20 protein-coding genes are annotated in these 19893 nt (G+C 53.6%); 17 read left to right on the forward strand and 3 right to left on the reverse strand.

Annotated elements, in window-relative coordinates; all coding sequences use genetic code 11:
- Positions 1-1114 precede the first annotated feature (1114 nt).
- The 10 genes from recA to pduL all read left to right on the forward strand — a co-directional run bounded on the left by recA (position 1115) and on the right by pduL (position 11352).
- On the forward strand, positions 1115-2176 hold the full coding sequence (gene recA, locus NYE74_RS17635; protein ID WP_036622389.1) for a recombinase RecA: 1062 nt from the start codon (positions 1115-1117) through the stop codon (positions 2174-2176).
- 56 nt (positions 2177-2232) lie between these two features.
- Positions 2233-2583, forward strand: a complete 351-nt coding sequence (locus tag NYE74_RS17640; protein WP_124332740.1) for a hypothetical protein — start codon at positions 2233-2235, stop codon at positions 2581-2583.
- A 90-nt stretch (positions 2584-2673) separates the two neighbouring features.
- A complete protein-coding gene (locus NYE74_RS17645) occupies positions 2674-3564 on the forward strand; it encodes a regulatory protein RecX (RefSeq protein WP_240534124.1) in 891 nt (296 codons plus the stop codon).
- Positions 3565-3886: 322 nt separating this feature from the next.
- A complete protein-coding gene (rny, locus tag NYE74_RS17650) occupies positions 3887-5428 on the forward strand; it encodes a ribonuclease Y (protein WP_036622391.1) in 1542 nt (513 codons plus the stop codon).
- Positions 5429-5578: 150 nt separating this feature from the next.
- The gene (locus tag NYE74_RS17655) at positions 5579-6373 is read left to right on the forward strand and encodes a TIGR00282 family metallophosphoesterase (protein WP_036622393.1); all 795 of its coding nucleotides are present in this window, start codon (positions 5579-5581) and stop codon (positions 6371-6373) included.
- 119 nt (positions 6374-6492) lie between these two features.
- Positions 6493-6753 carry a stage V sporulation protein S gene (locus tag NYE74_RS17660; protein ID WP_006286829.1) on the forward strand — a complete coding sequence of 87 codons (261 nt, stop codon included), beginning with the start codon at positions 6493-6495 and terminating at the stop codon, positions 6751-6753.
- A 96-nt stretch (positions 6754-6849) separates the two neighbouring features.
- Positions 6850-7812: a dipeptidase gene (locus NYE74_RS17665; RefSeq protein WP_213511145.1), complete on the forward strand. Its 963-nt coding sequence runs from the start codon at positions 6850-6852 to the stop codon at positions 7810-7812.
- A gap of 218 nt (positions 7813-8030) precedes the next feature.
- The gene (locus NYE74_RS17670) at positions 8031-9806 is read left to right on the forward strand and encodes a 2-oxoacid:acceptor oxidoreductase subunit alpha (protein WP_278738314.1); all 1776 of its coding nucleotides are present in this window, start codon (positions 8031-8033) and stop codon (positions 9804-9806) included.
- A complete protein-coding gene (locus tag NYE74_RS17675; protein ID WP_155619478.1) occupies positions 9793-10659 on the forward strand; it encodes a 2-oxoacid:ferredoxin oxidoreductase subunit beta in 867 nt (288 codons plus the stop codon). Before NYE74_RS17670 ends, NYE74_RS17675 begins: the two co-directional genes overlap by 14 nt.
- Positions 10660-10779: 120 nt before the next feature.
- The gene (pduL, locus tag NYE74_RS17680) at positions 10780-11352 is read left to right on the forward strand and encodes a phosphate propanoyltransferase (protein ID WP_278738315.1); all 573 of its coding nucleotides are present in this window, start codon (positions 10780-10782) and stop codon (positions 11350-11352) included.
- Between the two features lie 94 nt (positions 11353-11446).
- Here the strand turns inward: pduL and spoVAD are convergent, their stop codons facing one another.
- Genes spoVAD through NYE74_RS17695 form a run of 3 tightly spaced genes read right to left on the reverse strand, consistent with a single transcriptional unit; the run spans position 11447 to position 13830 of the window.
- The gene (gene spoVAD, locus NYE74_RS17685; RefSeq protein WP_278738316.1) at positions 11447-12460 is read right to left on the reverse strand and encodes a stage V sporulation protein AD; all 1014 of its coding nucleotides are present in this window, start codon (positions 12458-12460) and stop codon (positions 11447-11449) included.
- A gap of 1 nt (position 12461) precedes the next feature.
- On the reverse strand, positions 12462-12950 hold the full coding sequence (gene spoVAC / locus NYE74_RS17690) for a stage V sporulation protein AC (RefSeq protein WP_278738317.1): 489 nt from the start codon (positions 12948-12950) through the stop codon (positions 12462-12464).
- A 19-nt stretch (positions 12951-12969) separates the two neighbouring features.
- Complete coding sequence (locus tag NYE74_RS17695; protein WP_278738318.1) at positions 12970-13830, reverse strand: DUF421 domain-containing protein; 861 nt, start codon at positions 13828-13830, stop codon at positions 12970-12972.
- A 184-nt stretch (positions 13831-14014) separates the two neighbouring features.
- On the opposite strand from NYE74_RS17695, the gene NYE74_RS17700 reads away from it, so the two are divergent.
- From NYE74_RS17700 to NYE74_RS17730, 7 genes are all read left to right on the forward strand, one after another.
- Positions 14015-14221, forward strand: a complete 207-nt coding sequence (locus tag NYE74_RS17700) for a DUF1657 domain-containing protein (RefSeq protein ID WP_036622410.1) — start codon at positions 14015-14017, stop codon at positions 14219-14221.
- 160 nt (positions 14222-14381) lie between these two features.
- On the forward strand, positions 14382-15932 hold the full coding sequence (miaB, locus tag NYE74_RS17705; RefSeq protein WP_278738319.1) for a tRNA (N6-isopentenyl adenosine(37)-C2)-methylthiotransferase MiaB: 1551 nt from the start codon (positions 14382-14384) through the stop codon (positions 15930-15932).
- Between the two features lie 31 nt (positions 15933-15963).
- On the forward strand, positions 15964-16416 hold the full coding sequence (locus tag NYE74_RS17710; protein ID WP_278738320.1) for a RicAFT regulatory complex protein RicA family protein: 453 nt from the start codon (positions 15964-15966) through the stop codon (positions 16414-16416).
- Positions 16417-16536: 120 nt separating this feature from the next.
- Positions 16537-16929: a PaaI family thioesterase gene (locus NYE74_RS17715; RefSeq protein ID WP_278738321.1), complete on the forward strand. Its 393-nt coding sequence runs from the start codon at positions 16537-16539 to the stop codon at positions 16927-16929.
- A gap of 17 nt (positions 16930-16946) precedes the next feature.
- The gene (locus tag NYE74_RS17720; protein WP_036622418.1) at positions 16947-17726 is read left to right on the forward strand and encodes an NUDIX domain-containing protein; all 780 of its coding nucleotides are present in this window, start codon (positions 16947-16949) and stop codon (positions 17724-17726) included.
- Between the two features lie 64 nt (positions 17727-17790).
- Complete coding sequence (locus NYE74_RS17725; RefSeq protein WP_278738322.1) at positions 17791-18339, forward strand: cysteine hydrolase family protein; 549 nt, start codon at positions 17791-17793, stop codon at positions 18337-18339.
- 5 nt (positions 18340-18344) lie between these two features.
- Positions 18345-19799: a nicotinate phosphoribosyltransferase gene (locus NYE74_RS17730; RefSeq protein ID WP_278738323.1), complete on the forward strand. Its 1455-nt coding sequence runs from the start codon at positions 18345-18347 to the stop codon at positions 19797-19799.
- Positions 19800-19893 lie beyond the last annotated feature (94 nt).

A 19893-nucleotide genomic window follows, 5' to 3' on the forward strand; every position in this document is an offset into this window, starting at 1 on the left:
ATGTGCATGTGCATGTGTGAGAGCGATGAGTTCCCGCAGCTTAATTGACACCGCGTTCTGATTGGAGTTATCCAATAGAATTGAAATTTAGCGGCAAACCCGGCAGTTTGATTGGATATTTCCAATTGATTAGATTCAGCAGGAGCATAACGGGCGATTTTGAGCGCGATCTATTGGATATTTCCAATGAGAACTCCAAAAATCGAGCGAGTTCCGACAATCTATTGGATTTTTCCAATGAGTGGTGAAGGGACAACCGGATTGCAGAGGCTCTGGTCGTATGGCGCACGATGCTCACCGTCTCAGCATGCTTCTTGCACTTTTCGGCCGCTTGGCATATAATCAAGACACGGAAGAACCGTAGCAAACGAACAGTTGTGCTGCGGTTCTTTTTTTGTTTGGAAATTTGTTTGGGAGGAGGAGCGAAGTTGTACGTTTTGGCGAACGTTGGGTCGATGTCTAGTTGTGTCTAATCAATTGACTAGTTAAAGCCCTGCACCGAAGTATAGCCGAATCCCGGAGGGAGAGCGGCTGCAAGCACAAAAGTCACTATAGGAGCACCAAGCAAGGGATAAACAAGCTAAAGCCTTGCGCCAAAGTAAAGCGAATCCCGGAGGGAGAGCGGCTGCAAGCACAAACATTGCAGAATAAACAGCTTACGTAGCAGTTCACCCCCGCAGGAGCGCCATAAGCAGAGCGTGCCCGAAGGGCGACAAGCGGCAGTCTTCCCCATAGCTACCCGGGTGCACGTGAAAGCAGCAGTGCCTGCAGCGTGTTTTCAGGTAGCCCTGGAGCACCAATAGTAAGACGTACCCCGAAGGGGAGAAAAGCGTTCCAAGCACGAAGTAAGCGAATCCCGCAGGGAGAGCGCCAAGGGAGCGCCTCAGAACCTCCCGCGTTAGTTCAATTTGAGGGAATCCAAAGGGCAGCAGGCTCTTGGGGCCCTCCCTTACGGTAAGGGAGGGTTTGGGAGGGTTGAGATCCCGGTTTGAGAGGGTTGAAAATTTACGCGAATATATGTTCGAAAAAGTGCTTGGCAAACATTCCAAAACAAGGTACAATTATAGACGTTGGAAGTAATCGTGTTATTATCTCATTTAAGGATGTGAGCTGATTGTCAGATCGTAAAGCTGCGCTGGAAATGGCGCTTCGGCAAATAGAAAAACAATTCGGTAAAGGTTCGATCATGAAACTGGGCGAGTCGACGCACATGCAAGTGGAGATCGTCCCAAGCGGATCGATCGCTTTGGATATTGCTTTGGGTACCGGGGGATTGCCCCGCGGCCGTATTATTGAAGTGTACGGACCGGAGTCTTCGGGTAAGACGACGGTAGCGCTGCACGCGATTGCGGAAGTTCAGAAAATCGGCGGACAAGCCGCATTTATCGACGCGGAACATGCTCTGGATCCTTCCTATGCAAGCAAGCTTGGCGTAAACATCGACGAGTTGCTTTTGTCCCAGCCGGATACGGGCGAACAAGCGTTGGAAATCGCCGAAGCGCTCGTGCGCAGCGGTGCGGTTGACATCATCGTTATCGACTCTGTTGCCGCGCTCGTACCTAAGGCGGAAATCGAAGGCGAGATGGGGGATTCCCACGTCGGTTTGCAAGCCCGCTTGATGTCTCAAGCGCTGCGGAAGCTGTCGGGGGCGATCAGCAAATCGAAAACGATCGCGATCTTCATTAACCAGCTTCGCGAGAAAGTCGGCGTAATGTTCGGGAATCCGGAGACAACGCCGGGTGGACGGGCCTTGAAATTCTATTCGACGATCCGTCTGGACGTTCGCCGCGTGGAAACGATCAAGATGGGCAACGATATGGTCGGAAACCGGACGCGGATTAAAGTCGTGAAGAATAAAGTCGCTCCGCCGTTCAAACAAGCCGAAATCGACATTATGTACGGCGAAGGTATTTCCAAAGAGGGCAGCATCATCGACATCGGCGTGGAATTGGATATCGTGGATAAGAGCGGTGCATGGTATTCGTTCGCGGGCGAACGCCTCGGTCAAGGCCGGGAGAACGCGAAACAGTTCTTGAAAGAGCATACGGAAATCGCCAATTCGATTGAACAAAAAATCCGGGAATCGAGCAATTTGACCACTGCGGTTGCTCCTGCGTCGCCAAGCGAACTGGAAATGGAACTCCAAGAGGAGCAAGCGCTTTTCGGAGATGAATAAGGCAGCAGCCATGAAGCGCTCTGACCCCGTCGGTAAATAGCCGGGGCAGGGCGCTTTTGCAGTTTGGGGGCGGTTGGCCGAAAACGGTAAAAATACAGCTTGACCTAAAAATCCGTGTTGACAGCTGGCTACTGGAACGACAGAGCGTCGGCATTCAAAATAGCGGCACTTTATGTGCTTATTATCCTGAGTCAGGCATGTTCATCCTCATTAGCGGCATTTTTTGTACTTATTTTTCTATGAATGGCCCAGAACGTGAGGATTTCCTGGCGACTCGAGAAAATAACGACATAAATTGTCTCTATTTCCCTCAAATGGACGGAAATCGCCGGAATAACGCCATTTTTTACTCTTGTGTTTTTCGCTGGAGTATACCAGGCAGCCTGGGTTTGCAGGTTTTCTTATAGTTTTATCGAGCGGCGTATTTTTTTGGACACACAAAGCCGAATCTACACCTGGTACCAGTCCGGTCCGGGTGTGACACAGGAGGAACGCAGTTGAATCAATGGGAGAAAAGCCGTGGAAAAGATCAAAGCGGCGGGCACGATATCGTTGACATATCCGATGAGATGTTTTGGCAGGAAAGATTGCGGACGCCTGACCGAAAGGGATTCAGACAACTGGAAGGATCCAGACAAGTGGAGGGATCCAGGCAAGTGCAGGATTCCGTCCAGGTAGAGGACTCCGTCCAAGTGAAGGAATCCGGATTATCCGCTTTTCCGGAAGACGCGGAGCTGGTCATTACTTCGGTGCAGGTGCTGAAGCGGCCGAAACATCGGTACCGGATTTTTTTCGGAGCGTACGCGTTTGAGGTTCATGAGGATGTCATGATCAAATACCGCATGATCAAAGGGGCGGTTTTCACCAAAGCGGAGCTGGAGGAGATCGTTTCGGCGGATGAGCGGCAGCAGGGGTATGCGGACGCTCAGACGTATTTGAGCCGGAAGCCGCGGACCGCGTATGAAATCTCCATGCGCCTAAAGGAAAAAGGCTGGGGAGAGGAAACGATAAACGATGTTATCGGCCGGCTGCAAGCCGAAGGTTATCTCGATGACGCCGCATATGCGCAGGAATGGGCTGCACAGCGGGTGAAACTGCGGGGGAAGGGAAAACTATGGGTGCGCCACGAACTGCGCCAGAAAGGGGTCTCCAAGCCTCTGATCGAGGACGCGCTGGGCGAAGTCAGCGAAGACGACGAATTCGCGAGCGCGATGCTGCTGGGGGCCAAGAAATGGCGCGGTACTTCCGGCGAACCGTTAGATAAAAAACGCAAGACAGGAGCTTTTTTGCAGCGCAGAGGTTTTTCCGGAAAAATCGTCTCAAAAGTGCTTCGGGAGCTCGGCCGCGAAGACGGAATGAGCGCTGAAGACGAGTGGGACGCGGAATAGCCGGACAAGACCGGAACGGGAGGGAACTCTTGTCATTTGCTTGACAATTTCTTTCATCAAATAATAAAATGATACTTGAATCCATATCGCTGAAGTCCCTTTTTTTCCTTCCAAAATTATGGGCTCCGAATGTGATTCTTGTTCTCCAATCATGAGGCCGATACTTCCGTATTTTCTGCGGAACCGTCATGCATAAGCATGAACCAGCTGAACTGAATGGGCATGTCATGTATTCTTAGTACGAATGATGAATGAGAAAAGTAACTAACAACTGCAAACATCCCAAGGAATGCCTTGGAGGAAACAACGGGGAGGTGAACAGATGAATCCTGTAATCTGGTTCGTTCTCGTTGCAGCCGCTTTATTCTTTGGGTTCGTGATCGGGTATTTTATTCGCAAATCTCTTGCAGAAGCTAAAATTTCCAGTGCGGAACACGCTGCAAGCCAAATCTTGGAAAACGCGAGAAAGGAAGCAGAGGCACTGAAAAAGGAAACGGTTCTGGAAGCGAAAGATGAAGTCCATAAGCTAAGAACCGAAGCTGATAAAGACATTCGTGAACGTCGGAATGAAATTCAACGACAAGAAAGACGATTGTTGCAAAAAGAAGAGTCGCTGGATAAAAAATTAGAATCGCTTGAACGTAAAGAAGAGCAAGTGGTCAGCAAGGAGAAACGGATCGAAGAAACCCAGCAGCAAATCGAGTTGATTTACAAAAATCAGGTTCAAGAATTGGAACGCATCTCCAATCTGACGATGGAAGATGCTCGCACGATTATTTTGAACAACGTTGAGCAGGAAGTCCGCCACGAGACGGCACAGATGATCAAGGACATCGAACAGCAGGCGAAGGAGGAAGCGGACAAGAAATCCCGCGAAATCATCACGCTGGCGATCCAACGCTGCGCTGCCGACCATGTGGCGGAAACGACGGTGTCCGTCGTGACCCTGCCGAACGAAGAGATGAAGGGACGGATTATCGGACGCGAAGGACGTAATATTCGTGCGCTCGAAACGTTGACGGGAATTGATCTCATTATCGACGATACGCCGGAAGCGGTGATTCTGTCGGGCTTTGATCCGATACGCCGCGAAATTGCCCGCACCGCGCTGGAGAAACTGGTGGCGGACGGACGGATTCACCCGGCGCGCATCGAAGAGATGGTCGAGAAGTCGCGCCGGGAAGTGGACGAACGCATTCGCGAATATGGCGAACAGGCTACCTTCGAGGTCGGCGTGCATGCTCTTCATCCCGATTTGATCAAAATCCTGGGACGCCTCAAGTTCCGGACAAGCTACGGTCAAAACGTGCTGAAGCACTCGATGGAGGTTGCGTACCTGGCCGGATTGATGGCCGGAGAACTCGGCGAAGATATCGCGCTGGCCAAACGGGCGGGCTTGTTGCATGATATAGGTAAAGCGCTTGATCATGAAGTGGAAGGATCTCATGTCGAAATCGGCGTGGAACTGGCTAAGAAATACAAGGAACATCCGGTGGTCATCAACAGTATTGCCTCTCACCACGGCGATTGCGAAGCGACTTCCGTCATCGCCATGCTGGTTGGCGCCGCAGACGCTTTGTCGGCGGCAAGACCGGGGGCGCGGCGCGAGACGCTGGAAACGTACATTCGCCGTTTGGAGAAACTCGAAGAGATTTCCGAGTCGTTCGAAGGCGTCGAGAAATCGTTTGCCATTCAGGCGGGCCGCGAGGTTCGCGTGATGGTGCAGCCTGATAAGATCGACGATGCGGAAGCGTTCCGCTTGGCGAGAGACATTACCAAGAAGATTGAAAGTGAGCTGGATTATCCGGGTCATATCAAAGTTACCGTCATCCGCGAAACGCGGGCGGTTGAATACGCCAAGTAAAGGATATGCTGAAAAGTGGCCCCCTGGGGGGGCCGCTTTTTCATTGCTTGACAACGCGGCTTGCGTTGCGCAAGGCATTCGGAGATTTTATCGCAAGATGGCGAACGCCGGATGCTGCATAGGGGTAGTCATGCCTAAGGAGGGAGCATTATTAAAGTTCTGTTTATCGGAGATATCGTAGGGAATACGGGGCGAAAGGCGTTGAAGGCGACGCTGCCTCATCTGAAGTCCAAGTACAATCCGCACATCATTATCGCCAACGGCGAAAACGCGGCGGCCGGCCGGGGAATCAACGCCAATATCGCCAAGGAATTTTTTGAGCAGGGCATTCACGGATTAACGATGGGCAACCATACGTGGGACAATAAAGAGATTTTCGATTTTATAGACGAGGAGCCGCGGATGATTCGTCCGGCCAATTATCCCCCGGGCACGCCGGGCCGGGGCTCGATGGTCATCAAGGCGGGCGGCAAGGAGCTGGCGGTCGTAAACCTGATGGGCCGCACGTTTTTGCCGCCGCTGGACGATCCGTTCCGCAAGGCGGACGAAATCATCGGGCAGTTGTCCAAGAAGCACAAATGCATTCTGGTCGATTTCCATGCCGAAGCCACTTCGGAGAAGATCGCCATGGGCTGGTATTTGGACGGCCGCGCTTCTTTGGTGGTCGGCACGCACACGCATGTGCAAAGCAACGACGACACGATTTTGCCCCAAGGCACCGCTTATTTGACGGATGCCGGCATGGTCGGCTCCCGGGAAGGGATTCTCGGCATGGAGCGGACGGCCGTGCTGCGGAAATTTACCACCCAACTGCCGGTCCGGTTTCAAGTATGCGAAGGCAAATGGCATTTTCACGCCGTGTTCGTGGAACTGGACGAAGCGACCGGCCGGGCGCTGAAAATCGAAAAAATCCGTTTGCTCGAAGACGAGTGGCGGATGGATTGAAACCGGCCGATCAAGGCCTCCCAAAGTACAGCAAGGGAAAAAGAAGGAATTATTTGAGCTCTCACGAATATGTTCTAAGTAGTGGAATCAACCGATTATTCCCAGGGAGGTACTTGACCATGGAAGTATTAAAAGTTTCAGCAAAATCCAACCCCAACTCCGTTGCCGGGGCGTTAGCTGGAGTTCTTAGAGAACGCGGCGCTGCTGAACTTCAAGCCATTGGGGCTGGTGCACTAAACCAAGCCATTAAAGCTGTAGCGATCGCCCGGGGATTTGTCGCGCCAAGCGGTGTAGACCTCATTTGCATTCCGGCATTTACCGACATCGTGATCGATGGTGAGGACCGTACCGCTATTAAACTTATCGTAGAACCCAGATAAATGAGAGTTATGATGACATGATGCCTGTTTACGACGTAACCCGACGTAGACAGGTTTTTTTGTTATTTTCAGAAAATGGGACAGGAGGAATCCGCTTTGAAATATCCGGTGATTGACTTTCATTGCGATGCTTTAAGCAAAATGATGCTTGACCCGGCGCTTGATTTTGCCAGCGATGAACGGCTGGACGTCAATTTGCGGCGAATGAAGGACGGGGGCGTTGCCCTGCAGTGCTTTGCGATTTTTCTTTCCGAACGTTTGGGGACACCGAAAATGGAGCATGTCCTGGGGCAGCTTGACCTGTTTCGGCAAAAAATAAAAACCCTAGGCGTGTCCGAGATCCGTACGGCGGAAGAGTTTGAGGCATTGGAGCGGAAAGGCGGAATCGGCGGCTTTCTGTCGCTGGAAGGAGCCGACGGGCTGGAAGGCAACCTGCATTATCTGCGAATATGCTATGAGCGCGGGGTTCGGTTTCTCGGCATTACGTGGAATCATGCCAATTGGGCGGCCGACGGCATAATGGAGCCCAAAGGCCGCGGGTTTACGCCGCAAGGCCTGGAGTTGGTCAAGGCCTGCCATGAACTTGGAATTATCCTCGACGTATCGCATTTGTCGGTCAAGGGGTTTTGGGAACTGGCGGAGCTGGCCGATCGGGCGGGAAAACCTTTTATCGCTTCGCATTCGAATGCTTATAGCGTCTGCGGGCATGCGCGGAATTTGCGCGACGATCAGATCAAGGAGATCGTCCGACTCCGCGGACGGATCGGAATCACCTTTGTTCCCTGGTTCGTCAAAGAGGGCCGAAACGTTTCGAGCCGGGATATTTTGCCGCATCTGGACCGGATTTGCTCGCTTGGGGGAGCGGGGACGATCATGTTCGGCTCCGACTTCGACGGCATCGAATCGCATTTGAGCGATCTGCGGCATGCCGGACATTACGCCCAATGGCAGGAAACATTGCTGAAATATTACCCGGAGGAGCTTGTCCGCGGATGGTTGTACGGCCATGCGGCCGCGTTCCTGCGGGCCTGGCTGCCCAAAGGCGAGAAAGCGCTTTAATCCATCCAATTGCGAGATCGAATTAATCGAAAACTACTATACGAAAAAGTCGAGAAAACGCTTGCTTTTTGTCCGGTGGAGACATAAAATTGACATGACTCTGAAACAGAATGTTCACAAAATGCGAGGCCAACAGTGAGGTCTCACACGTCTACATTCTATGAGTGTGATTTATAATTTTAGTTTCCATTGCGATACGATTAAAGGGGTGGGCGATCTTGATTAGTCAATTGTCTTGGAAGATCGGTGGACAGCAAGGCGAAGGGGTTGAAAGTACGGACCGGATTTTTTCGACGGCCTTAAACAGGTTGGGTTATTATTTGTACGGGTACCGTCACTTCTCGTCCCGTATCAAAGGCGGACATACAAACAACAAAATCCGGATCAGTACCAAGCCGATTCGTGCGATTTCCGACGACTTGGACATCTTAGTCGCTTTTGACCAGGAAAGTATCGACTTGAATGCCAAAGAACTGCGCAGCGGAGGGGTTATCGTTGCCGATGCCAAATTTAACCCCACCGTTCCCGAAGGCGTGGATGCCGGATTGTTCCCGGTTCCGATTACGAGCATTGCCGAAGAACTCGGGACTTCGCTAATGAAAAACATGGTGGCGTCGGGCGCATCCTGGGCGCTGCTCGGACTTCCGCTCGAGGTGTTCAACAAAGCCGTGGAGGAAGAATTCGGGCGCAAGGGGCCGGCCATTGTCGAAAAAAATATCGAAGCGGTTAAACGGGGCGCGGACTATGTGCTGGAACTGGCCGGCGGTCCGTTGGAAGAATTTAAGCTGGAGCCGGCCGACGGCAAGCAGAAACTGTTCATGATCGGCAACGATGCGATCGGCCTCGGCGCCGTAGCCGCGGGGTGCCGGATCATGAGCGCGTACCCGATTACGCCTGCTTCCGAAATCATGGAATATTTAATCAAGAAATTGCCGAAATTCGGCGGCACCGTCATTCAGACGGAAGACGAAATCGCGGCCATTACGATGGCGATCGGCGCCAGTTATGGCGGCGTGCGGGCGATGACGGCCTCGGCCGGACCGGGCTTGTCTCTGATGATGGAGGCGATCGGCCTCGCCGGCATGACGGAAACGCCGGTCGTGATCGTCGACACGCAGCGCGGCGGTCCAAGCACGGGCCTGCCGACGAAGCAGGAGCAAAGCGATATCAACGCGCTGATCTACGGCACGCACGGCGAAATTCCCAAAATCGTGCTGGCGCCTAGCTCCATTGAAGAGTGCTTCTACGATACCGTTCAGGCCTTCAATCTGGCGGATAAATATCAAGTGCCGGTCATTTTGGCCACGGATCTGCAGCTGTCGCTCGGCAAACAGTCCTGCGAGCTGCTCGATTACAACAAAATTACGATCGATCGCGGCTACCTGGTCAAGGACATTCCGGACCGCGAGGATTCGAGCATGTTTAACCGGTACGCCTTTACCGAAAACGGCATTTCGCCGCGGGTTCTGCCCGGGGAGAAAAACGGCATCCACCATGTGACCGGGGTGGAGCACGACGAGGCGGGACGCCCGTCGGAAAGTCCGGTCAACCGGAAAAAGATGATGGAGAAGCGGCTGCGCAAGCTGGCGAAGGTGGAAGTGAGCGATCCGATTCACCTGCAGGCCCCGCACGCCGAACCGGATCTGCTGATCGTCGGCATGGGTTCGACCGGCGGCACGATCGATCAAGCGCGTAAACAGCTTGAAGCGGAGGGCATCAAAACGAATCACATGACGGTTCGCCTGCTGCATCCATTCCCGACGGAGCTGGTGCTGCCGCAAGTCGCCAAAGCGAAAAAAGTCGTCGTGCTGGAAAACAATGCGACAGGGCAGCTGGCCAATCTGATCAAACTGCATGTCGGCCATCACGACAAGATCGCGAATGTGCTGAAATATGACGGAAATCCGTTCCTTCCTTCGGATGTTTACGAAGAATGCAAGAAGGCGGCCGGAAACAAAGCGCAGGAGGAGTTGGTGAAAAATGGCAACCTTTAAGGAATTCCGAAACAACATTAAACCAAACTGGTGTCCGGGATGCGGGGATTTCTCCATTCAAGCCGCTATCCAGCGCGCCGCGGCGAATGTAGGCCTGGAACCGGAGAACCTGGCCGTCATCTCCGGGATCGGCTGCTCCGGCCGGATCTCCGGTTATATCAACGCCTACGGCCTGCACGGGATTCACGGCCGCGCCCTTCCGATTGCGCAAGGCGTCAAACTGGCCAACCGCGATCTCACCGTGATCGCTTCCGGCGGCGACGGCGATGGCTTCGCCATCGGGATGGGGCACACGGTGCATGCGATCCGCCGCAACATCAACATTACGTACATCGTAATGGATAACCAGATTTACGGATTGACGAAAGGGCAAACCTCCCCGCGCAGCGGCGAAGGATTCAAGACCAAAAGCACGCCGGAAGGGTCGGTGGAATCGACGTTGTCCCCGCTGGAAATCGCTTTGGCGTCGGGCGCAACGTTTGTCGCCCAGTCCTTCTCCAGCGATCTGAAGCAGTTGACGTCGCTGATCGAGCAGGGCATCCAGCATGAAGGCTTTTCGCTGATCAACGTGTTTAGCCCGTGCGTCACCTTCAACAAGGTGAACACGTACGACTGGTTCAAGGAAAACATTATCAACCTCGATACGATTCCGGATTACGATCCGGCCAACCGGGCGATGGCGATGGCGAAGCTGATGGAAACGGGCAGCATGATTACCGGCCTGATCTATCAGAACAAGGAGAAGAAGAGCTACGAAAATCTGGTTCACGGCTTTAAGCAAGAGCCGCTTGCTTACCAACAGCTGGCAATATCCGAAGCCGAGTTTGACAATCTTGTAGCAGAATTTAGATAATATTTCGAAAGACGTCCTTTTTTGGTGGACGTCTTTTCCTTTTTGTACACAATAGGTGTATAATGGGTAACGATGTGAATCGTCATCGACATAGAGAATATACGAGGAGTGTTTGCAAAGATGAGTATGACAGTACCTGTCGGCGTTTCTGCACGTCATATCCACTTAACCCAGGAGCACATCGAAATTTTGTTTGGCCAAGGCTATCAGCTGACCGAGTTCAAGCCGTTGTCCCAACCGGGGCAATTTGCCGCCAATGAACAGGTGGCCGTGATCGGACCGAAAGGACAATTCGATAAAGTTCGTATTTTGGGACCGGCCCGTCCGGCTTCCCAGCTGGAAATTTCCCGTACGGATTCCTTCGCGATCGGAGTGAAGGCGCCGGTTCGCGAATCGGGCAACATCGAAGGCACGCCGGGCATCAAAGTCAAAGGGCCGGCCGGCGAAATCGAATTGGACAAAGGCGTCATCGTCGCCGCCCGCCATATTCACTTCCATACCTCGGATGCGGAGAAATGGGGCATTAAAGATAAGCAGCTGCTGAAAGTCCGTTTGGGCGGGGAACGCGGTTTGGTGTTCGAGAATGTGATCGCGCGCGTTTCGGACAACTTTGCGCTCGACATGCATATCGATACGGACGAAGCGAACGCCGCCGGAGCCAAAACGGGGGACACGGCGGAGTTCATCGACTAATCGCTTTGCTATGATCATAGATACACCAATGGAGAAGGGCTTGCTCCCGGCAGAAGATGTGCCGGGAGCAAGCCCTTGACGTTTTCCCATAGATTTAGCCTTCGGAGCGTTCGATCGCTACGGCGTGAGCGATGCACGGAACGCTTTCCCCTTGCTGGTAGGAGAGCGGAGAGAGCAGCGCGCCGGTGGCGACAACGAGAATCCGGTTTAGTTCGCCGCGCTTCATCTTGTTCAGCAGGTGCCCGTAGGTCACGACGGCCGAGCAGGCGCATCCGCTGGCCCCCGCCTGCACCTGCTGCTTTTCGTAATCGTAAATCATCATCCCGCAGTCTTTATATGTTGTCTCCTGAATGGGCACATTATGGCGTTTAAACAGATCGTTGGCGATCGCGTAACCGACTTTGGACAGGTCGCCCGTCACAATGAGATCATAGTAGGAGGGGGCGATTTCCAAATCCCGCAAGTGCGCTTGAATCGTGTCGACGGCCGCCGGCGCCATCGCCGCTCCCATATTAAGCGGATCGGTAATGCCCATGTCGACCACTCTGCCGATGGTGGCCGCCGTCACCGAAGGCCCTGTCCCCTTCAGCGATACGACGGCCGAACCGGACCCGGTGACGGTAAATTGCGCTGTCGGCGGTTTTTGCGAACCGTATTCCGTCGGGTAGCGAAATTGCTTCTCAACGCTGGCGTTATGGCTGCACGTGCCGGCCAGCGCGTATTTGGCGCCCCCCGCGTTCACGACAAAGGAAGCGAGCGCCAGGCTTTCCATCGAGGTGGAGCATGCCCCAAACATGCCGACATAAGGAATGCTTAACGTCCGGGCGGCAAAGCTGGTGCTGATGATCTGGTTCATTAAATCGCCGCCGAAATGGAAAGAAATCTGCTCTTTCGTCAGGCCGGCATTTTCGATCGCCAGCTTGGCCGACTCCTCCATCAGCGTTTTCTCGGCTTTTTCCCAAGAGTCCTGCCCCAAATACAAATCGGCGTGGATGATGTCGAAATCTTCGGCGAGCGGTCCCTGGCCTTCGAACGGGCCAACGACGGTGGCGGTGCTGATGATTTTCGGTTTGTTCTCAAACACCCAGCTTTGATGTCCCTTCAGCATGTCAATGACCTCCTCCGGCGTAGCCCGGAACGAAGATGGCGTAGATGATCCCGACAATAAACGCCGCTACCGTGCCGAACACGACGACCGAACCGGCCAGCTTGAACATCCCGGCGCCGACGCCAAGCACCAATCCTTCGGCGCGGTGCTCGATGGCGCAGGAAGCCATCGAGTTAGCAAAACCGGTCACCGGCACGGCCGTCCCGGCCCCCGCCCATTGGGCGATCTTGTCGTAGACGCCGAGGCTTGTCAGCAGAACGGACAAAATAACGAGCACCGCCACCGTAGGGCTCGCCGCCTCTTTTTCGCTCATTCCGGCGAAATGAATAAAAGCCTGGCGAATGCATTCGCCAAGCAGGCAGATCAGCCCGCCGACCAGAAACGCCCGGACGCAGTTGAGGGCCACCGGGCGCTTCGGCTCATGCGAATTGGCCAGCCGTTGGTATTGCTGCTGCGTTGGCGTCAGTTTTTTGTTTTGTTTCTTGGCCATGATCCCATTCCTCCTTCGTTTACGATGATAAGAGCGGCTTGACGCCTTCGATGACCTTTTGCAGGCGGTTCGAGCAATCGCCGTACAGCTTTTTGGCTTCGCCCTCCTCCGACGAAAGGGCAAACATTTCCAGATCGGCTTCGCATTTTTTCAGTTCCGCCAGCAATACCGCCTTTTCTTGCGGCTGCGGCACCATCAGCTGATCATCGTACAAATCGGCGTAAAATTGACCGTACGCATCCACTTGCCCCAGGTTGACATTGTCGAGCGAGACGCCGAGCTTCTCCAGCTGGGTGTTCAGCCAATGCCGGTTCAGCCCCATCGTGGCGAGCGGCTCGTCCATGATTTTTCCGTCGATGATGACCGTTTGCGGTTCGGGTTCGGGGGAAACTTTGATGCCCAGATCGGAAGGGGTCAGCGGCAGGTATTCCTTTTTAGGCAGCGCGTTGATTTCCCCGTCGGGCTCGATTACGGCGAATTCGACCTCGGCGACTTTGAAAATGTTCTTTTTGCGCAGTTGGGCCATCAATTCCTCGTTGGTGAGCCTTTCTTTTTTCAAATTATCCTCCATCACCTTGCCGTCTTTGATCAAAACGGTGCCTTTGCTGTCGATCAAATCCCTGGCCTTTTTGCTCTTGAGCTGCAGAAATTCGATGCCAAAGGACACGGCAAACCAAACGGCGACGGCAATGATCCCCAAATACCAGTGGGTCCCGATATCGAGGGAGATGTAAGCCGTGATGCTGCCGATGGTGATTCCGGTGATATATTCGAAAAAGGAAAGCTGGGAAACCTGCCTTTTCCCAAGCAACCGAGTAAGCACATATAAAACGACGACAGCCACCAGCGTTCTAACTATGACTTCCAGCCATACCGGCATGCGGATACTCCTTTCGGCTTAGTGCTTTTGTCAAAAATCGGGTTGAACTAAACCCATTATGCGCGAGCCAAACCACTTTTACTAAATACAAAATATGGAAAAATAAAAGCCGCATGAAGATTCAGTTAGCAGGCAAAATTATGCTGTGTCTTAACGATTTTGCATTTCAAAGGTGGTGAAAAACATGACGGTGGCAGCACAAGTCAAAACGACGCTGGCTTCTTTGAAAAGCGCTCAGGCCAACCTTGAGCAATTTGCGCTGAACACGCAAAACCAACAAGCCAAAAACCTGTTCACGGATGCCGCTAAACAGACGCAGCAAATCGTGACTCAAGTGGAAAGCCGCGTACAGCAGCTGGAAAGCGAAGAGCCTCAATATAAAGGGTTCTAAATTGAATTTTGCGAAGGAAGGCCCGTTCTTTCATAGAGCGGGTCTTTTTCTGGATATCGGCAAGGAACCATGCTATAATTTAGTGTAATGCCTTTTTCTAGATATGAAGAATCGTCCATTGGGACCGCAAATAGATAGATTGAAGGAGTGAGCGGGCATCATGGCTAAGGAAACGAAAGATTATTCCAAGTATTTTGATTTTTCGGACGCCCGGGTGATATCCGAGGATGAACGGGGCAAGAAGATTAGAATCCGCGGAAGAGACATTCAGATTTTATCCGAACCGAATCACCGGATGGAGAAGCAGCGGGGCAAGGAAAACGTTCAAGTGCTGTACGAAAATGCCGTTCCGGAGGAGCTGAAGGGCCTCGGCACGGGCAAACGGTACATTGTATATACGTTTGGCTGCCAAATGAACGAACACGACACCGAAACGATCAAAGGCCTGCTGGAGCAAATGGGATACGCGCCTACGGAAGACCGCAAGGAAGCCGACATTATCCTGCTGAATACCTGCGCAATCCGCGAAAACGCCGAGGATAAAGTGTTTGGCGAACTGGGCCATCTGAAGGGCTTAAAGACGGAGAAGCCCGATCTGCTGCTCGGCGTCTGCGGCTGCATGTCGCAGGAGGAAGGCGTCGTCAACCGCATCCTGCATAAGCACGGGTTTGTCGATATGATTTTCGGTACCCATAATATACACCGTTTGCCGCATCTCATTCAGGAAGCGCTGTTCAGCAAGGAGATGGTCGTCGAGGTTTGGTCCAAGGAAGGCGACATCATCGAAAACCTGCCGAAAAAACGCGAGGGCATGCGCGCTTGGGTAAACATCATGTACGGGTGCGACAAGTTCTGCACCTATTGCATTGTGCCGTTTACGCGCGGCAAGGAGCGCAGCCGCCGTCCGGAGGACGTGATCGCCGAGGTGCGCGAGCTGGCGCGTCAAGGGTATAGAGAGGTGACCTTGCTCGGGCAGAACGTCAACGCTTACGGCAAGGACTTTACCGACATCAAGTATACATTTGCCGATTTGATGGACGATATCCGCAAAATCGATATTCCGCGCGTTCGCTTCACGACGTCGCATCCGCGCGATTTCGACGATGCGCTGATCGACGTGCTGGCCAAGGGCGGCAACCTGGTCGAGCATATCCATTTGCCGGTGCAGTCGGGAAGCAGCGAAATCCTGAAGAAAATGAGCCGGAAATATTCCCGCGAGCATTATCTGGAGCTCGTCCGCAAAATCAAGGCGAAGATTCCAAGCGTCGTGCTGACGACGGACATTATCGTCGGTTTCCCGGGCGAAACGGAGGAGCAATTCGAAGAGACGCTGTCGCTCGTGCGCGAGGTCGGCTACGACTCTGCATATACGTTCGTTTATTCACCTCGTGAAGGAACGCCGGCGGCGGTGATGGAAGACAACGTGCCGCTCGAAGTGAAGAAGCAGCGGCTGGCGCGGCTGAACGACACCGTAAACGAATTCAGCCGGCGCAGCAACGACGCACTACGCGGCCAAATCGTGGAAGTGCTGGTGGAAGGCGAAAGCAAAAACAACCCGAACATGCTGTCCGGCCGCACCCGCAGCAACAAGCTCGTCCATTTCGAAGGCGGCCCGGAACTGATCGGCAATTTCGTCGATGTGGAAATTACGGACCCGATGACATGGTTTACCAAAGGGGTCCTCGTATCGCAAACCGCCAAGATGGCGTAAGTCCCAAAGAACTGTTAGGAGGTAATCAAAGGTGGAGCAGCATACCGAACATACCGATTGCGGAATTCCGAAATTTGACTCCCGGGATCTGGTGATCCGCGCGGACATTATGGCCAAAGCGAAAGAACTGGCCGAGTTGATCGGAACAAGCGAAGAGGTAGAGCAGTTCAAAAAGGCCGAAAAGCTCATTCAGGAGCATGAGCGGGTGCAAACTTTGATCAGCGCGATCAAGAAGAAGCAAAAGGAAATCGTCGCTTTCGAGACATTCCAAAACAAGGCGATGGTAGAGAAGATCGAACAAGAGATCGCGGCGCTTCAGGACGAACTCGACGAAATTCCGCTGGTGACGGAGTTTCAGCAAAGCCAAAGCGATATAAACTACCTGCTCCAGCTGGTCGTTTCGGTGATCCGCGACACGGTGGCGAACAAGGTAAACGTGGAGTCCGGCAGCGAACCGGCCGTGACTTCGGGATACGGGGAATAGGCTGATTATGGCGGTGCGGAGGCATGTTCCTCCGCACTTTTTGAATAGAAAACGCCGCTTTGCCCGACTGAACGCAGGGCATCTTCGGAATATTATATAGAGAGCATAGGAGGCTAATCCATGAGTTGGAGTGAGGAAATCATGCGCCGGGATGAGCAGTCGTTCTGGGGGTTATTGGGGCTTCGGCTTATTTCGGCGGACGCAAGCCGCGTAGAGCTGGGTTTAACGGCGGGAACCTCGCATTTGAATGCGATGGGGATTGTGCACGGGGGCGTATTGTCTTCGATGATGGACCAGGCGATGGGCATGCTGGTGGGCGCCGTTAAAGGACGTTTGGGGGTCACGACCCATCTGAACGTCAACTTCCTGAGCCCGATGCGGATCGGCGAACTTGTCGCTGCGGCGTTTCCGCTGCATGAGACCCATCGGACCATGACGCTCCGTTCCGAGGTCCGGGATGGAGCAGGAACGCTTGGCTGCATTTCGACAGCGACGTTCCGGCTGCCCAAATAAGGGATGGTGAATATGGGATGAATGAAAAAGAAGAGCAGAAAAAACCAATTAATGAGGTTAAGAAATATCGCACCCCGGACGGCATTCCCGCCGATATCGTAATGTTTACGCTGACCAGGCAGGAACGCAAAGCGGCGACGAAATCGCTGCCGCGATTCGATCTGAAGGTGATGCTGATCAAGCGCCGCAGCTGGCCTTTCGCCGGAGCCTGGGCGCTGCCCGGAGGCTTTTCGCAGGAGGACGAATCCTTGTATGAAACGGCGCGAAGAGAGCTGAAGGAAGAGACCGGGGTCGACGGGTCGCATCTGGAGTATTTGGGCGTATACAGCGCGCCGGGGCGGGATCCGCGGGGCTGGATCATCTCCCACGCTTTTTTTGCGCTGGTGGAGGAGTGGGTTCTGGAAAAACGCCAATCCGCCGACGATGCACAGGAGGTGGGCCTGTTCACCGTACGCGAAGCGCTGGAGGAACTGCAGTTGGCGTTTGACCACCGTGAAATTTTGCAGGACGCCTACAAAAGAATCCAGCAGCAAATGCTGCAGACGACGATCGCCAAGCAGTTCCTCCCTCCTCATTTTACGCTGGGCGAATTGTATCAGGTCATTCAAACGGTCGTTCCGGATTTTGCCGAGCTTAATTTTATCCGTAAAATCACTTCGACGCGCAGCCGGCAGGGGATTCTGGAGGAAGTGCGCGATGAAAACGGCAAGCCGATGCTGTCCAACCAGTACTCGCAGCGGCCCGCGCAATTGTACCGGTTTACCGATTATACGCCGCAGCTGTCGATTTACACGTAACCCAAGCTTTACTTTTACATATCTTGCAACCCGGGCGTAATCAAACAGGAGAGGGGAAGAGACGATGAAAGCTTTGATCGTGATCGATTATACCAACGATTTTGTGGATGGGAGCCTGCCGGTAGGAGAGCCGGCGGTGGCGATCGAGCCGGCGGTTTGCCGGCTTACGGAGGAGTTCGCGGGCAGAGGGGATTTTGTCGTGATGGCCGTCGATCTGCATGAACAAGGGGACCCGTGGCATCCGGAAACAAAGCTGTTCCCGCCCCATAATCTCCGCGGTACGGAAGGGCGCAACCTGTACGGTCAATTGGCGGATGTGTATAAGCGGAACGCCGAGCGGATTTATTGGATGGACAAAACGAGATACAGCGCTTTTTGCGGAACCGATCTGGAGCTGAAGCTGCGGGAACGCGGCGTTCGGGAAGTCCATTTGATCGGGGTTTGCACCGATATCTGCGTGCTGCACACAGCGGTGGACGCTTATAACAAAGGATTTGCCATAACCGTATATGAAGATGCGGTGGCCAGCTTTAATTCGGAAGGCCATGCCTGGGCGCTTGGCCACTTCCGCACCAGTTTGGGAGCACATGTAATCAACAGCCAGAGAGGATGAGAAAGATGCCGACCGAAGGGTTAGCGCTGCATACCGATAAATATCAGATCAATATGATTTACGCCCATTGGGCGAACGGAACGCATGAGAGACAGACGGTGTTCGAAGCTTATTTCCGCAAGCTGCCTTTCGGCAACGGGTATGCGGTGTTTGCGGGCCTGGAACGGATCGTGGAGTATATTCGCAATCTGCGTTTTACGGAGAAGGACCTGAACTATCTAGCCAAGCAGGAGGAAAACTACAAGCCGGAATTTCTCGAGCTTTTGCGCAATTTCCGGTTTGGCGGCACGCTGCTGTCGATGAAGGAAGGGGCGCTTTGCTTTCCGAATGAACCCCTGATCCGCGTGGAAGGGACGATTATGGAGACACAGCTCGTGGAAACGGCGATGCTTAACTTCATGAACTTTCAGACGCTGATCGCCACTAAAGCTTCGCGGGTGAAGCGGGTGGCGGAGAACGACGTGCTGCTGGAGTTCGGGACCCGCCGGGCGCAGGAAGCGGATGCCGCCATTTGGGGCGCGAGGGCCGCGTATATTTCCGGCTTCGACGCCACCTCGAATTTGCTGGCCGGCGAAATTTTCGGCATTCCGACCAAAGGAACGCACGCCCATTCATGGGTGCAAATTTTCGATTCCGAGCAGGAGGCGTTTGAACGGTACGCCAAAGCGCTGCCCGACCAGGTATCGCTGCTGGTCGATACGTTCGATACGTTAAAGAGCGGGGTGCCGCACGCTATCCAAACGGCCAAAATGCTTGAGGCGCAGGGGAAGCGGCTGAGCAGCATCCGGCTGGACAGCGGCGATTTGGCGTATTTGTCGATCCAGGCGCGCAAAATGCTTGACGAAGCCGGTTTGCCTTACGTGAAAATCGTGGCCTCCAACGATTTGGACGAGAATACGATTTTCAACCTGAAAGCCCAAGGGGCGAAAATCGATATTTGGGGCGTCGGCACGCAGCTGATTACCGCGGCGGACCAGCCGGCGCTCGGCGGCGTATACAAGCTGGTGGAGCGGGAAATCGGCGGCCGGATGGAGCCGACGATCAAAATTTCCGGCAACCCGGAAAAAGTGACGACCCCCGGCAAAAAAGACGTGCTGCGCATCGTCAGTAAGGAAAGCGGCAAGGCGATGGCCGATTACGTTTGTTTTCCGCATGAGCAGCAGGCTAGGAGCGGCGGCAACCTGCGGCTGTTCGACCCTGTCCATCCTTATATCAAGAAATCGGTGAAAAACTACGAGGCCGTGTCCATGCTGCAGCCGATTTTCGAAGATGGCGAGCTGGTTTACGAGCTGCCGTCGCTGGAGGAGATCCGGAAATATCATCAAACGCAGCTAAGCCTGTTTTGGCCGGAGTATTTGCGCAAGCTGAACCCGGAAATCTACCGCATCAGCTTAAGCCAGGAAGCTTGGGAATTGAAGCAGAAAATGATTGAGGATTATTTGGGGCATCAGGAAGACTAGGGCGAAAAAAAGATTGCTTTGCGGCGGTGTTGCCGTTAAAGCAATCTTTTTTTGCATGGGCACCCGCGGGGAATATTTCTCGGGAAAGCGCAAA

This window comes from Paenibacillus sp. FSL P4-0127 (assembly GCF_038007325.1).
GTDB lineage: Bacteria > Bacillota > Bacilli > Paenibacillales > Paenibacillaceae > Fontibacillus > Fontibacillus macerans.